Annotated in this window: 12 protein-coding genes and 2 pseudogenes; 9 read left to right on the forward strand and 5 right to left on the reverse strand. The window is 67.5% G+C overall.

From position 1 onward, the window contains the following. Positions 1-8: 8 nt before the first annotated feature. The 4 genes and pseudogenes from JMJ56_RS23505 to JMJ56_RS23520 all read left to right on the forward strand — a co-directional run bounded on the left by JMJ56_RS23505 (position 9) and on the right by JMJ56_RS23520 (position 3,189). Positions 9-560, forward strand: coding sequence for a dihydrofolate reductase family protein (locus tag JMJ56_RS23505; protein WP_202834211.1), 552 nt, complete (start codon positions 9-11; stop codon positions 558-560). A gap of 37 nt (positions 561-597) precedes the next feature. Further along, positions 598-1,272 (forward strand): annotated as a pseudogene (locus tag JMJ56_RS23510) (IS5 family transposase). Positions 1,273-1,542: 270 nt separating this feature from the next. Continuing rightward, the gene (locus tag JMJ56_RS23515) at positions 1,543-1,980 is read left to right on the forward strand and encodes a DUF1772 domain-containing protein (RefSeq protein ID WP_202834212.1); all 438 of its coding nucleotides are present in this window, start codon (positions 1,543-1,545) and stop codon (positions 1,978-1,980) included. Positions 1,981-2,148: 168 nt separating this feature from the next. After that, positions 2,149-3,189 carry a DUF808 domain-containing protein gene (locus tag JMJ56_RS23520; RefSeq protein ID WP_268885086.1) on the forward strand — a complete coding sequence of 347 codons (1,041 nt, stop codon included), beginning with the start codon at positions 2,149-2,151 and terminating at the stop codon, positions 3,187-3,189. Here the strand turns inward: JMJ56_RS23520 and JMJ56_RS23525 are convergent. Further along, complete coding sequence (locus JMJ56_RS23525) at positions 3,140-3,496, reverse strand: hypothetical protein (protein WP_236038337.1); 357 nt, start codon at positions 3,494-3,496, stop codon at positions 3,140-3,142. The genes JMJ56_RS23520 and JMJ56_RS23525 overlap by 50 nt on opposite strands. Before the next feature lie 625 nt (positions 3,497-4,121). Continuing rightward, positions 4,122-5,003: an LLM class F420-dependent oxidoreductase gene (locus JMJ56_RS23530; protein ID WP_202834215.1), complete on the reverse strand. Its 882-nt coding sequence runs from the start codon at positions 5,001-5,003 to the stop codon at positions 4,122-4,124. A gap of 130 nt (positions 5,004-5,133) precedes the next feature. Between JMJ56_RS23530 and JMJ56_RS23535 the strand changes: the two genes are divergently transcribed. From JMJ56_RS23535 to JMJ56_RS23550, 4 genes are all read left to right on the forward strand, one after another. Beyond that, complete coding sequence (locus tag JMJ56_RS23535) at positions 5,134-5,859, forward strand: transporter substrate-binding domain-containing protein (RefSeq protein ID WP_202834216.1); 726 nt, start codon at positions 5,134-5,136, stop codon at positions 5,857-5,859. Between the two features lie 160 nt (positions 5,860-6,019). After that, positions 6,020-6,982: a Bug family tripartite tricarboxylate transporter substrate binding protein gene (locus JMJ56_RS23540; protein ID WP_202834217.1), complete on the forward strand. Its 963-nt coding sequence runs from the start codon at positions 6,020-6,022 to the stop codon at positions 6,980-6,982. A gap of 92 nt (positions 6,983-7,074) precedes the next feature. Further along, positions 7,075-8,148, forward strand: coding sequence for a malate/lactate/ureidoglycolate dehydrogenase (locus JMJ56_RS23545; protein WP_202834218.1), 1,074 nt, complete (start codon positions 7,075-7,077; stop codon positions 8,146-8,148). Between the two features lie 3 nt (positions 8,149-8,151). Further along, positions 8,152-9,303, forward strand: coding sequence for a CaiB/BaiF CoA transferase family protein (locus tag JMJ56_RS23550; RefSeq protein WP_202834219.1), 1,152 nt, complete (start codon positions 8,152-8,154; stop codon positions 9,301-9,303). 272 nt (positions 9,304-9,575) lie between these two features. Here the strand turns inward: JMJ56_RS23550 and JMJ56_RS35375 are convergent. From JMJ56_RS35375 to JMJ56_RS23565, 3 genes and pseudogenes are all read right to left on the reverse strand, one after another. Continuing rightward, positions 9,576-9,707: pseudogene (locus JMJ56_RS35375) on the reverse strand (hypothetical protein); the annotation flags it as partial. A 118-nt stretch (positions 9,708-9,825) separates the two neighbouring features. After that, positions 9,826-10,083, reverse strand: coding sequence for a transposase (locus JMJ56_RS23560; RefSeq protein ID WP_202834220.1), 258 nt, complete (start codon positions 10,081-10,083; stop codon positions 9,826-9,828). A gap of 427 nt (positions 10,084-10,510) precedes the next feature. Next, positions 10,511-11,203, reverse strand: a complete 693-nt coding sequence (locus JMJ56_RS23565; RefSeq protein ID WP_202834221.1) for a family 16 glycosylhydrolase — start codon at positions 11,201-11,203, stop codon at positions 10,511-10,513. 1,114 nt (positions 11,204-12,317) lie between these two features. On the opposite strand from JMJ56_RS23565, the gene JMJ56_RS23570 reads away from it, so the two are divergent. Next, on the forward strand, positions 12,318-13,528 hold a 1,211-nt coding region (locus JMJ56_RS23570), incomplete at its 3' end, for a hypothetical protein (RefSeq protein ID WP_236038338.1).

Consider the following 13,528-nt stretch of genomic DNA (forward strand, 5'->3'; position numbering starts at 1 on the left):
GTCGCGCCATGGCTGGTACGATCTGGCATTGCCACATCGCCGTCTCCCTCGACGGCAAGATCGCCCGCCCGGATGGGTCCGTCGATGACTGGCTGGCCGCGGATCATCCAGCCGAGGATTTCGGCTTCGAGGCCTTCCTCGCCGGTGTCGACGCGATCCTCATGGGGCGGGGTACCTATGATGCGATACGGCGCTTCGGCGAATGGCCCTATCCCGGCAAGCCCAGCTTCGTCCTGACCAGCCGGCCGCTGGAGGATGCGCCACCGGGCGTCGAGCCCCGCGCCGGCGACCCAGCCGCCATCACCGCCGAGCTGGAAGCCCGCGGATGCCGCCGCGTCTGGGTCGAGGGCGGCGGCCAGCTCATCCGCTCCATGATCGCGGTTGGCAAGCTCGATCGGCTCGAGATGGCCGTGATTCCGGTCATCCTCGGCGATGGCATCCCGCTCTTCCCGCCGGGCACCGGCGAGCTCAAGCTTCGGCTCCTTCGCTGCGAAACCAGGGCGAAGGGCGCGCTGCATCTGGTCTATGAGCGGCTGGACCGCCCCTCCGCCGCCGCTTAAAACATTCAACGAGACCTGTTGATCCGCCTTGAGGGATATGGCGAAGCTCCTTGTTTCTGATGATCTTTGGGCGGCGGTCGCCTCGCTGCTGCCGCCGGAGCGGCTGCCGGTGGAGATGGGCTGCGGGTCTGGCATGACCTGCTGGCGCCGGTTGCGGGACCGGCAGGTGGCCCGGTGTTTGGAATTGCCTGCACCGGACACTGCTGAAGCGCTTGCAGGCGGCGGAAACCATCGACTGATCCCGGGCTGCGCTCGGCAGTGCAAGCATTGCGCCCAAAAGGGGGTGCGGAGGTCGGACCGAACCCGACGGATCGCGGCAGGCCGGGCACCAGGCGTCACATTGTCACGGATACCTGCGGCACGCCGCTCGGCCTGACGCTGAGCGGTGCCAACCGCCACGACAGCCGGATGCCGGCGCCCACCCAGTATGCCGCGCCGCGTGTTCGGATCGGCTGCCAAGGCCGACCCCACCGCGGGCCGTGCAAGCTGCACGCCGACCAGGCCTATGATCACCACCGCTGCCGTGAGGAAGGCCCGCGCCCATGGGATCGCCCCGCGCATCGCCCGGCGCGGCATCGAGACCAGCCAGAAGCTGGGCAGACATAGGTGGGTCGTCGAGCGCACCTTCGCCTGGCTGAACCGCGTCCGCCTCCCCACCATCCGCTACGAACGCCGGGCCGAGATCCATCCAGCCTTCAACATGCTCACCTGAGCTCTCGTCTGCCTCAACCAAATCCGCAGGTTTTGCTAGGCGCTTTTAGTGAGGCTGCCTCGGCAGACGATCCGAAGCAGTCCTGCGAGACATGGCTTCAACGAGCGGCATCCGGCACCAAGGCCTGGCCGGAACCAAAGCTACAGGTTGGTAACTCCTGCACCTATCCCTGAATGGGTTCTCCTCAGCCTCGCCGTCAACCCGACTAGCGTCGGGAAGACGTATCAGGCGTGGTCGCCTTTCGCGACAGCGAACTAGAGGAGAACTCAGATGGTCCTCGGTCTTGTTGCCCTCGTCACCGCAGCCCTCTTTGCGGGGGCCGCAACATACATCAGCATCGTCGAGCATCCCGCCAGGATGAGCCTGGAGGACGCGCCCCTGCTCGTGCAGTGGCAGCTCAGTTACAAGCGCGCTCTGCCCATTCAGGCCGGCTTGGCCATGTTGGGAGGGGCCGCAGGGCTTCTAGCCTGGTATAATTCCCGCGAGTGGCAGTGGATGGCAGGGAGCTTGCTCCTGATCGCAAACTGGCCGTTCACGATGTTGGTCATCATGCCTGTGAACAAGCGCTTGATGGCGATGACGCCGCAGGAAGCAGGGGCGGGAAGCCGTGGTTTGTTGCGTCGCTGGGGTGACTTGCACGGCGTCCGGAGCGTGCTCGGCTCCGCTGCGTCCCTTCTGCTCGCCTGGGGTTTCCTGGCAACCCGCTAGGCCGTTCAACACCGTACATGGTGATAGCTCCCAGCCGAGGAGGCTGGCGCCGCCCAAGATCAGGGCCTGACTTCGTTCGGAACGAACTCCTGGGGTCGCCGTGAGCTTACGGATCGTTCATGATGGTCGCGCACGCGCGCCACAAGGGAGCTTCGCTTGAGCACAGGGTTGATCGCGCTGTTGGACGACATCGCCGGGCTGGCCAAGGTGGCGGCGGCCTCATTGGACGACGTGGTGGCTCAGTCGACCAAGGCGGGCGCCAAGGCGGCGGGCGTGGTGATCGACGACGCGGCAGTGACGCCGCGCTACGTGGTGGGCTTTGCCGCGGCGCGCGAGGTGCCGATCGTAGCACGGATCGCCTGGGGATCGCTCAAGAACAAGATGCTGTTCCTTCTCCCCGGGGCGCTGCTGTTGAGCCTGTTCGCGCCTTGGGCGATCACGCCCCTGCTGATGCTGGGCGGGGCCTACCTTTGCTACGAGGGAGCGGAAAAGGTCTGGCACGCGGTGGCGGCGCATGGGGCCAGCCAGCACGAAGCGGCGGTGCTGGCACCGCCGGAGAATCCCAAGGCGCTGGAAGACGCCAAGGTGCGCGGCGCCATTGGCACCGACTTCATCTTGTCGGCCGAGATCATGGCGATCACGCTAGGCACCCTACCCGACGTGCCGCTGTGGGAGCAGGCGGTGGTGCTGGCGATCGTGGGCATCGGCATCACGGTGGGCGTCTACGGCGTGGTGGCGCTGATCGTGAAGGCGGACGACGCGGGGCTGGCGATGGCGGCCGGCGAGCGCCCGATCTCGGCGATCTTCCGCCGGAAGATCGGCCAACCTAGTGGCGCCGACCTCTCGGTACGGCCGGTGACGCAGGCGATCGGGCGCGGGCTGGTGGTCGGGATGCCTTGGTTCCTCAAGATGCTGGCCATCGTGGGCACGGCGGCGATGGTGTGGGTGGGTGGTGGCATCATCGTGCACGGGCTGGCGGGCTACGGCCTGCCGGGGGTGGAGCACGCGATCCACGGCGCCGCCGTCGCGGCAGCGAACGCGGTCCCAGCGGTTGCAGGTGCCGTGGAATGGCTGGCAACGGCGGCGGGTTCCGGTGTGGTGGGACTGGCGGTCGGCGCAGTGCTGATCCCCGTGGTGCAGTTTGTGGTGTCGCCGCTGCTCAGCCTGTTCCGGCGGGAGCCGAAGGGACACGGAGCGGCGGGCGGCTGACAGGGGACGCCGACGCTGCCGGCAGGGTCTGGATAGTCGCCCATGGCATGTCCCGCTTGAGCCTGTGAGTTGACCGCGACAGGCTGAGCAGGTGCGTCGAGAGCCAGGCCAGCAAGGCACGGAGCAGGTGGAGGGTGTGGTCAGCGGCGGCGAGGATGACGTTGATCCCGTCGCCCTCGGTGCCGCGCAGGGAGTTGCGGCCGAGATGGCCGTCGTTCTTCATGTGGCCGATGACCGGCTCGATGGCGCTGTGACGCCGTCGCTCGCGGCGAATGGTGGACGTGATGTCGCGCTCCTGGCCTGACATGAACACGCGAGACTTGTCGGCGTCATGGCTGCGGTAGCCGCAGTCGGCATAGGCACGCTCGATCTCGATGCCGGTGATGCACTCGGTCTGAGCGATCTGCTCGGCCAGGGTGTGGCTGTCTTAGGGGGGGCCTGCAGGGCGTGGACGCCGAGGACGAACTGCCCGTGGGGCACCGCGGCGGCTACCGGCTGACCCTGCGGGATCTCACCGAGATGTCCTGATCTGCGGCATCCACTTCAGCCACGAAGCTGTACGGGAGTGGGAGGCAAAACTCGCGCCCGTCTGGCTGATGAACTTCGTTTTTGTCGGCATGACAGGAGTGGCGTTGGCCGCCGCCATCGGCACGTGGATGAGACGTACCTGAAGGTTCGGGGCCGATGCCGTTACCCGTATCGGGCGCTCCGCCAACCGCCGTCGTCTGCTCCACCTTCATCGTACCACGAATGTCCTCGCCATCCTCAAGGCGGAGCAAGCAGAACCCAACCTTCGCCTCATGTCGTCAGGTTCGGCGTGAGCGCTGACAGATCCGCAGCTTGGCCTGTGGTCGTCCAGGAAGGTCACCGAACCGAGCTTCCGGCATAAACCGGCCAGCTCGGCAGCCTGCTTTGCCGGCACAGCCTCCGCCTCATCCCGCAAAGGCGCCGATGACCTTTTCCCCAAAGCGCGGCAGACTCTCCTCCAGGTCAGGCAGGAAGGCGCCGAGCGGCAGGACGATCCGGTCGACGCCCCGCCGCTGGCGCTCGGCCACCGCCTCAAGAGGATCCTGCCCGGAGCCAGGCAGCGCACCGGGACAGCCAGTGAGGATCTTGATCGCGGCCGGGTCACGCCCCGCGGCGTCCGCGCTGCGGCGCACGACGTCGAGCAAGGGCATGGTATCGAGCTGCGCCCCGATCGAGGGGAAGAAGCCGTCGCCCAGGCGTCCGGCCCGTCGCGCCGCCGCTTCGGAATGGCCGCCGACGATGATCGGCACGGTCCGCGCCAGCGGCTTCGGGTCGCAGGTCACGCCGTCGAAGGAGACGAAGCGGCCCGCGAAGCTGGCTCCGTCCTCGCGCCAGAGGGCACGCATCGCGCCGACATACTCATCGGCCCGGCGCCCGCGCTCCGCGAAGGGAACGCCGAGCGCGTCGAACTCTTCCCGCAGCCACCCGACGCCGATGCCGAGTTCGATCCGCCCGCCGCTCATGTGGTCGAGGGTCGCCACTTGCTTCGCCAGCACCAGCGGGTTGCGCAGGGGCAGGATGATGACGCCGGTCATCAGGCGCAGCCGGGTCGTGGCGGCCGCGGCGAAGGCCATCCAGATCAGCGGGTCCGGCATGGCGGTGAACTGGGTGCCCGGCAGCCGTCCGCCCGGGGCATAGGGATAGGTGCTCTCGTAGCTCTCCGGCAGCGCCACGTGATCCACCGCGAAGACGGAATCGAAGCCGGCCGCCTCGGCGAGCCGGGCCAGCCGCGCGGCTCCGGCGCCGTCCGGGAAGGTGTTGTTGCCGAAATGCAGGGCGAATTTCATCGGACATTTCCTTCGCGGCATCATGCGGGTTCGGCTGCGCTGCGTTGACGCCAGCTTGGCAGTGCCGCCAGCATCAGGTCCAGCGGACGCCTGCCCCCACCCGATTGCCGAACAACGGAGAGCCTCGCCCATGTCACCAGATGTCCTGTCGCAGCTCGCCCCCACCGGAACGCTTCGCGCCGCGATCAACATGGGCAACTTCCTGCTCGTCACCGGGCGCAGCGCCTCGGGCGATCCGGAAGGCGTGTCGCCTGGCATGGCGCGCGCCATCGCGGACCGGCTCGGCGTGCCCATCCGCTACGTGCCCTACCCCAAGCCGGGGGAGCTCGCCGATGCGGCAGGCAGCGGCGCCTGGGATATCGGGCTGATCGGCGCCGAGCCGCAGCGCGCCGAGAGGATCGCCTTCACCGCGGCCTATGCGGAGATCGAGGCGACCTACCTGGTGCCGCCGGGCTCGGCGATCACGTCGCTGGACGAGGTCGATCGTCCAGGCGTGCGGATCGCCGTCACGGCCAGGGCGGCCTACGACCTCTGGTTGGAGCGCAACATCCGCCATGCCACGCTGGTGCGGTCCGACAGCCTGGACGGCGCCTGCCGGATCTTCGTCGATGACGGGCTCGAGGTCCTGGCCGGGTTGCGCCCGCGCCTGCTGACGGATGCCGAAGCCCTCCCGGGGTCCCGCATCCTGCCCGGAGGGTTCACCGCCGTGCAGCAGGCCATCGGCACGGCGCGCGCCAACGCGGCCGGAGCGGCCTTCCTGCGGGACTTCGTCGAGGAGGCGAAGGCGTCCGGCCTCGTCGCCCGGCTCATCGAGCAGCACCAGGTGCGCGGCCTGTCCGTCGCCGGCGCCGCATGAGGCGATGCTGCGGCGCGAAATAGCGGCGGCCTCCCGGTCCTGGCTTGACGCGCCGCGCGCCGCGTCGAAGCTTCACTGCCAGGGATAAGCGAAGCCCCTCCGCTCCCGGCGCCGACCGGCCCGGCCGGAGCAAGTCGCGCCGAACCGGGAGTACCGCGCCATGACACGCCGTCGTCTCGCCCTCGCCGCCGCGCTGCTCGCAGGCCTCGCGGCGCTTCCCGCCACGGCGCAGGAGCGCACGATCCGCATCCTGAGCGGCGCCTCGGCCGGCGGCTCCTCCGACTTCGCCACGCGCGTGCTGGCCGAGGCGCTGGGCCCGATCCTCGGCGTGCGCGCCGTGGTCGAGAACCGCACCGGCGTGAACGGCATCGTGGCGGCGCAGGAGACGGCCCGCAGCGCGCCGGACGGGTCGACGATGTTCGTCTGCCCGATGAGCACCATGTCCATCACGCCGCAGCTCGTCGGCGCCAACCTGCCCATCGACCCGGGCGCCGAGCTGCTGCCGATCGCCAACGTGGCGCTCTCCTCCTACGGCTTCGTCGTCGCCGCCAACGGGCCCTACCGGAGCGTCCAGGACGTGCTGGCCGCGGCGCGGGCGCGGCCCGGGCAGGTCAGCTTCGCCTCGGCCGGCGTCGGCTCCGCCCAGCACTTGCAGGGCGAGCTGCTGAAGCAGAAGACCGGGCTCGAGATGGTTCACGTTCCCTACCGCGGCGCCAGCCCGGCCATCGTCGACATCCTCGGCGGGCGCACCGACTTCATGATCACCAACATGGCCGATGTCACGCGCCAGGTGCAGGATGGCGGGCTCCGGCTGCTGGCGATCTCGGACGAGGAGCCCTTCCCGCTCTTTCCGGACGTACCGCCGCTGTCGCGCATCATCCCGGACTTCAGCGTGGTCGGCTGGTTCGCGCTCTGCGGACAGAAGGCGATGGCGCCCGAGCTCGTGGACCGGCTGGAGGCCGCGGTGCGCCAGGCCATGACGGATCCCTCCGTCGTCGGGCAGATGGCCAAGGGCGGGCTGACGCCGCGCTTCGAGGATCGCGCGGCCATCACCCACCGCCTGGCCGCGGACCGTGCCCTCTGGCTCCACGTCATCCGGACGGTCAACCTGCGGGCCGGCTGACCGGCGCGGCGTTGACCCTGCCTCCCCCGCCTGCCTACCGTCGCACCCAAGACAGGCCGCCATCGTGGGCCGGCATCGGGGGAGCGTCATCCATGCTTATCCAGGCGGAGCGGCTGCAGGCAGCCATTGCCCAGATGCTGCAGGCGGCGGGGACCGACCCGGCCAGCGCCGGGATCGTCGCGGCGGACCTGCTGGAGGCGAACCTGCAGGGCCATGACAGCCACGGCGTCCAGCTCGCGCCGCGCTACGTGCTGAACGTGCTGGCCGGCAAGCTGGTGCCCAACGCCGCGGTGCAGGTGGTGCAGCAGACCGGCGCGATCATCGTCGCGGATGGCGGCATGGGCTTCGGCCAGGTTGTCGGGCGACAGGCCATGGACCTCGCCATCGCTTCCGCGCGCGACACCGGCCTCGGGCTGCTGGCGCTGCGCAACGTCCACCATCTCGGCCGCATCGGCGCCTATGGCGACCAGGCCGTGGCGGCGGGGATGCTGTCGCTCCATTTCGTCAACGCCGTCTCCGGCCCACCGGTGGTGGCGCCCTTCGGCGGCAGCGAGGCGCGCTTCGGCACCAACCCCATCTGCATCGCGGTCCCCGCCGTGGCGCCGGGCGGGCATCCGCTGATCCTCGACTTTGCCACCAGCGCGCTCGCCATCGGCAAGGTCCGCGTGGCCCATGCCGCCGGCCGCCCGGTGCCGGAGGGCAGCCTCGTCGACCATGCCGGACGCCCGACCACCGACCCCGGCGTGATGTATGGCGACGGCCCGCGCGGCGCGCTGCTGCCCTTCGGCCTGCACAAGGGATCGGGTCTCGCCCTTATGTGTGAGATCCTGGCCGGCGCGCTCACCGGCGGCGGCACCAACCAGCCGGCCACGCCGAACGACCGCGGCATCGTCAACGGCATGCTCGCCCTGGTCCTCGACCCGGCCCGCTTCGGCGACCTCGAGGCGTTCCGGGCCGAGACCGCCGCCATGGTCGCGCATGTGAAGACGGCCGCGCCAGGCGACGGGCCTCCGGTGCTGGTCGCCGGCGAGAAGGAGCGGATCACCAGGGCCGAACGCCGGCGCGACGGCATTCCGATACCTGACCCGACCTGGGCGGAGCTCTGCGCCGCGGCGGCCGAGGTGGGCATCCCGGCCGAGCGCCTCGCCGCCCTGGCGGGAGTCTGAGCCATGGGCACGACGCCGCTCGCCGGGCTGAAGGTGATCGAGGTCGGCCAGGCGGTGGCGGCGCCGCTGGCCGGCGTCATCCTGGCCGATCTCGGCGCCGAGGTGATCAAGGTGGAGAAGCCGAAGGGCGGCGACGATGCCCGGCTGTGGGGCCCACCCTGGGTCGGCGAGACCGGCCTCAGCTTCCACGCCTACAACCGCGGCAAGCGCGGGGTGACGCTGGACCTGAAATCCCCCGCCGACGTGGCGCAGCTCAGGAGGCTGGCGCAGGATGCCGACATCCTCATCCAGAACCTGCGTCCCGGCGTGGTCGAGGGGCTGGGCATCGGGCCGGAGGCGATGCTCGCGGCCAATCCGCGGCTGATCTACTGCTCGATCTGGGCCTTCGGCTACACCGGGCCGCTGCGGCTGGCGCCGGGCTTCGACCCGCTGCTGCAGGCCTATGGCGCCATGATGAGCGTGACCGGCGGGCCGGATGATCCCCCGACCTTCGCCGGGGCGGCGATCAACGACAAGTCGACCGCGATGTGGTGCGTGATCGGGGCGCTGGCCGCGCTCAGGCAGCGCGATGCCACCGGCCGGGGCTGCGTCGTCGATACCTCGCTGTTCGAGAGCGCGGTCGCCCTGGTGGAGACGCCGCTGAACGGCTACCTCGCCAGCGGGACGCTGCCGCCCCGCCACGGCACCGGCAGCCCCAACCTGGTGCCCTACCAGCTCTTCGAGACGGCAGACCGGCCGGTCTGCATCGCCGCCGGCAACCAGCGGCTCTGGGTGAAGTTCGCCCGTGCCGCCGGCCATCCGGAATGGGCCGAGGATCCGCGCTTCCGCACCGGGCGGGACCGCACCGCCAACCGGGCCTCGCTGGTGGAGGCCATTCGCCCGGTGCTGCTGGCACAGGGGCGCGACCATTGGATGGCGGCCTTCACCGCGGCCGGGGTGCCCTGCGCCCCGGTGAACGACCTGGCGGAGCTGGCGGCGACGCCGCAGCTGGCCGCGATGGACCTGCTGAGGGAGGTGCCGGGGACGGGGATGCGCGTCGTCGGCCTGCCGGTTTCCTTCGACCGGGAGCGGCCGCGGCCCCGCACGGCGGCGCCGTCGCTCGGCCAGGACAATGCCGCGATCCTGGACGCGGCGCGGGACGGCGGCGCCGGATAAGCGGCCGCAGCAGGCGCGGTGCCGGGCCTTACGAAACCTGTGCGAAGACTGCGCTTGAGGCGCGCTGTATGGCTGAGTGCGACCGCTGAGCTCGACTGATCGAAGGCGATGCTGGATGGACTGCTTGGGAGTCTGCTCAGCTCATGCTGTTGGTGGATTGCTGGGCAGTGTGGGTGAGCAGCGGAGATCGCAGGCGATGGCGGTGAGGTAGACCTGCAGATAACCTTGGCCAATCCTCGCCATCGCATGCGGCGCAACCCACAGCTGCGCTTCCAGGTGCCGAAGATTTTCTCGATGCGGCATCGGATGCGGTGGACGGTGTCATTCCAAACGGCGAAGCGTTCGCAGCGTGTGATCACCAGGGTGGCCTCACATGCTTCTCGGCACGGAGCAGGGCCTACCACCGCGGGCGGCGACCGCCACGCCAAAATGGGTGACGGCAGGCGCTGCCGACGCAGACCTTTGCCTGAATAGCCTGCTGCACGCCGGCCACCTTATGGGCCATGAGGTAGTCCATCACCACTACGTCGCCGGGTGCCAGCGTGGGTACGAGGAACTGCTCGACATGGGCGCGACAGCTTCGCCGGTCATCGGTCTGTCCAGCACCAGCGATACGACGAAGCCGCTGCTACGCAGGCCGGTGACAAAGGTAGTGGTCGTCCAATGACCATGTGGCGCGGCATCCACCGGGCGCTCGTCTCGCGGCCCCCAACCGTAGCGGCGCACCATGTCGGTGGAGGCGCCGGCCTCGTCAAGGAACACGAAGCGCGCCGGATCCATGTAGCGCTGCCGTACCGGCCCTTGGCGGCGCCGGTCGGCAATGTCCAGGCCGATCCTGCTCTGCGGCTCGTAGCGACTTTTTTGTGCCGTAAGCCCAGCCGGCGCAGCGTCGACCAGATGGTGGCCAGGAAGCCCGCCTGGATGCTGCGGCCGGTCAGTTCCGCCTTGATCTAGGCCAGGGTGATGCCCGGCTTGGCCGTGGTAAACTCGTGCAGCAGGGCTTCATGCCGCGCCAGCAGGGGTTTCCGGTCGCCGCCGATCCTGGCCGGTGCCGCGCCGCCCACCTCCTGGCAGTCGGCCGGTGCCGCAAATTTCCCACCAGCCCCCGCGAATGCACAGCCTATGCTCTTTACCGTGCGGCCTGAGCGGCCAAAGTCGGGCTCAGTCGCAAACGCCCCGGGGCGGACCCCGGGGCGCTGCATGTGGTTTAGATGAACCACATGCCCGTAGCTTCATAATTCGCCGTGGCAATAGCGGCCAGCGCGTACCAGTCGGTTGCCTCCGTCCCGGCCGCTGCGTCGCTTGGTGCGGCATTGGCGGAGGGGGCGCCGCTGTCCTGCCCCATCGGCGTGTAGGACACCTCATAGACCGTCATCGAGGTGTGCCAGTTAGTGTTCATCAGGCCGAAAACCTCGTTGACGCCGCCATGCGCGTGGTCGGTGCCGACGTTCTTGGTGACCGTACCCATCGTCTTGCCGTCGACGGCATAGGTGATGCTGCCGGGTTGCCAATCGAGCGTATAGGTGTGGACCTGGCTCTCGTCGATGTCGTCGTAGAATACGCTGGAATAGCCGTCGCCGCCGTTGCCGCCCCTGTAATGCACGGTGCCGTAGGGCTTGCCGTTGATGACCTCGAGGATGTCGTATTCTGGCCCCGGCCACACGTCATCGCCCGGCCAAAGCAGCGCCGCCGGCCCCTTGGCATTACCCTCGATAGAGGCGACGACCGTGTAGGTTCCGTAGCCATGACCCGCGGACTCGCCATGCGGACGCTGCATGAACCCGCCGGGGCCGGTGACCGTCACCTCACCCTTGGTGCTGGTGTCGATTTCAGCATTGCCCCAAACGTGATTCAGCGCACCTACCCCGTTGTCGAAGCTCTCGACGAAAGTCCCAGCCATACTCTGCAACCCCCAAATGGAAACACGCCGCGGAGGTGAAGCCCGGCGACTCTGCGGTCGCGCCGGGCCGCAGCCGGAGATGGTCCTTCTCCTGGCTCCGCAGCTGACGATGTCCGGGTGGCAACGGCCAATCCCGGTCCGGCTTGTCGCGCCGGTGGCGCCCGTCTAAGCGATAAAGATTACCAACTACAAGCATTGAATGTATTATATATTGCTGATACGGAAAATTATAAACGGTTCCTAGACACAAGAATTACGTTTAAATTCCTAAGTCAAAACATTTTCCTGCGGCCGTTCCAGCTGTCTGTTAGCTTGAAGATTCTTCATGATCCACCGCCTCTGATCGGGCATGACGGTTGTGATTGCGTAGCTGCCGGCCCGTTTCGGGAGTTTCTTGCATGAGTAGGTGGCAAGGCGGATTGCGGCCTAACGAGACCTCACATGGGATGGTGTTGTGCAAGGTCAGCCACGAGCGCAGCAGCCAAAGCTCTGCGAGGGCAATGACGCCTGAGGAGTACCGAGTGTGTTTTATCCTCCGCCGCTGCGCTCGTCGTACCGCTTGCCGCAACCTTGGCAGCGGAACCAGCGGTAGCCTCGGGTGGTGCGTTCCGGCCGCGCCGTCACAGCAGCACCACAAGCCACGCAGCCCATCCCTGGTCCCGCTTCAAGGCTCCAGATCTTACCTGCGGCACCCTGGCAGCCATCAAGCCGCCCGGGGCGAGGCCTGACAGAACCCAGCAGATTGCCACCGACCCTTGAGGCCAAGGGAGCCGCACCCACAGCGGGGTGACCACCTGGGAATGGTATGAAGCCCCACTTTGCCATCGGTATACGAAATAGAGTGTGTGACTGGCCTCGCGAAATTACGGGTCCGTATATATCATTATATTCACATAAAGCACTCATTCCATGAAAAAGCTTGCATTATCGTAAAAGACCTGAAAAATGTGAGAAAGCCATCATAAATACTTGGCTTGTTTTGTTTTTTCGGGGCGTGCCGTCCACACCGGGACGGATCGTTTTGCCCTCTGCCCAGGTTGGCGTGGCGGTGGTTGCGGACCTCGAAGGTGCCGACCCACCTACGCGGGCAGCAAATGATAGGGGAGGAATGGGCGTGGAATTAGACGTACTCCTGCGTGGGCAGTCGAACGCCTTTCTTTTCCTGAGCAACGACTTCAGCGGCATTGGCGCTAGCACCCTTACTGCCGAAGTCCAACGATTGCTGGGCTTCGACGGCGTGAATGACCGCGTTCATCTCAGGGCTGATTGGTACACGCCCGGGCAGCAGACGGTTTACGCAGGTACCGCCTTCATCGGCGATTGGGTACAACGCGGCACAAATGGGAATTGGCAGGCTCTCTCGCACGAGCAAAGCTTGCTTAACTACATCGCCAAAAACCCGCATTCGCAAGCGACGGAGACTGCTGTTGTCTGGCTGCACAGTGAGTATGACAGCCTGAATGGAGCACTGACGACGACGGAGTGGGAGAGCGCGGTTCGCGCTGATGCGGCTTGGGTGCGCCAAGGTCTCGGCCATGATGCCGCACACAGCCCCTATGTTTTCGTCAGCGCCATTCCGTTCAACACGGCTTCCAACGCTGCGACCCAGGCCATTCGCCTGGGTATGGAGAAGCTTTCCGCCGACGCGTCTTTCGGTGCTTTGGTGGGTGCGCGCGCCCTCGACATCGACATGAGCTATAAATTTCCATCGGAAACCAACAGCCTCAACTATGGCGCCGCGCACATGTCCAGACAGGACACCGTGCAAACCGCTCAGCGCTTGGCGCGGTCCTTGGCGGAGGAGTGGGCCGAGTATGCTCGCCCAAACTCGCCCGTGGCGTTGGCCGGAGGAAACCTCGCAGAGGACGGACCCAAAGTGGTGACCGCCAAGCTGCAGGACGCGAACACGCTGTTGGTCAAGGTGACGCAGGATCGCTCGGCGGGCTTTGCTGCTCTGGACCCGGATGCTGCGGCTGGGGTCGGTTGGTCTGTGCGAGGTTCAGGGGGCGTCGCCGTCGCCGACAGGGTTGAAGTGCTTTCTGCCGACACGCTGAAAATCCACTTTGCGTCCACCCTGCCGTCCGACGGGGTAGTCTTTTATGGCTACGGCTATGGACGACTGGCCGCCTATAACCAGCCTGGTCAGGGTAACGCAATTTATGACCAGGCCGGCATGCCGATCTGGACTCCGACCCAGGGTGTCCGCATCGACATCGCTACGCCGCCTCTACCAACGCCCACGGCACCTGCGCCGGTACAGACGACGCTTGGCTCCGGCTCCGACACGCTGGTGCTGCGCATTTCACAAGACGCCTACCAGGGCAG

The organism is Belnapia arida (genome assembly GCF_016773205.1).
Classification (GTDB): Bacteria; Pseudomonadota; Alphaproteobacteria; order Acetobacterales; family Acetobacteraceae; genus Belnapia; species Belnapia arida.

Coding starts and splice junctions, on each gene's coding strand:
- JMJ56_RS23505 (WP_202834211.1), top strand. CDS start 9: ATGGCTGGTACGATCTGGCATTGCCACATCGCCGTCTCCCTCGACGGC.
- JMJ56_RS23515 (WP_202834212.1), top strand. CDS start 1,543: ATGGTCCTCGGTCTTGTTGCCCTCGTCACCGCAGCCCTCTTTGCGGGG.
- JMJ56_RS23525 (WP_236038337.1), bottom strand. CDS start 3,496: ATGTCAGGCCAGGAGCGCGACATCACGTCCACCATTCGCCGCGAGCGA.
- JMJ56_RS23530 (WP_202834215.1), bottom strand. CDS start 5,003: ATGAAATTCGCCCTGCATTTCGGCAACAACACCTTCCCGGACGGCGCC.
- JMJ56_RS23535 (WP_202834216.1), top strand. CDS start 5,134: ATGTCACCAGATGTCCTGTCGCAGCTCGCCCCCACCGGAACGCTTCGC.
- JMJ56_RS23540 (WP_202834217.1), top strand. CDS start 6,020: ATGACACGCCGTCGTCTCGCCCTCGCCGCCGCGCTGCTCGCAGGCCTC.
- JMJ56_RS23545 (WP_202834218.1), top strand. CDS start 7,075: ATGCTTATCCAGGCGGAGCGGCTGCAGGCAGCCATTGCCCAGATGCTG.
- JMJ56_RS23550 (WP_202834219.1), top strand. CDS start 8,152: ATGGGCACGACGCCGCTCGCCGGGCTGAAGGTGATCGAGGTCGGCCAG.
- JMJ56_RS23560 (WP_202834220.1), bottom strand. CDS start 10,083: ATGGATCCGGCGCGCTTCGTGTTCCTTGACGAGGCCGGCGCCTCCACC.
- JMJ56_RS23565 (WP_202834221.1), bottom strand. CDS start 11,203: ATGGCTGGGACTTTCGTCGAGAGCTTCGACAACGGGGTAGGTGCGCTG.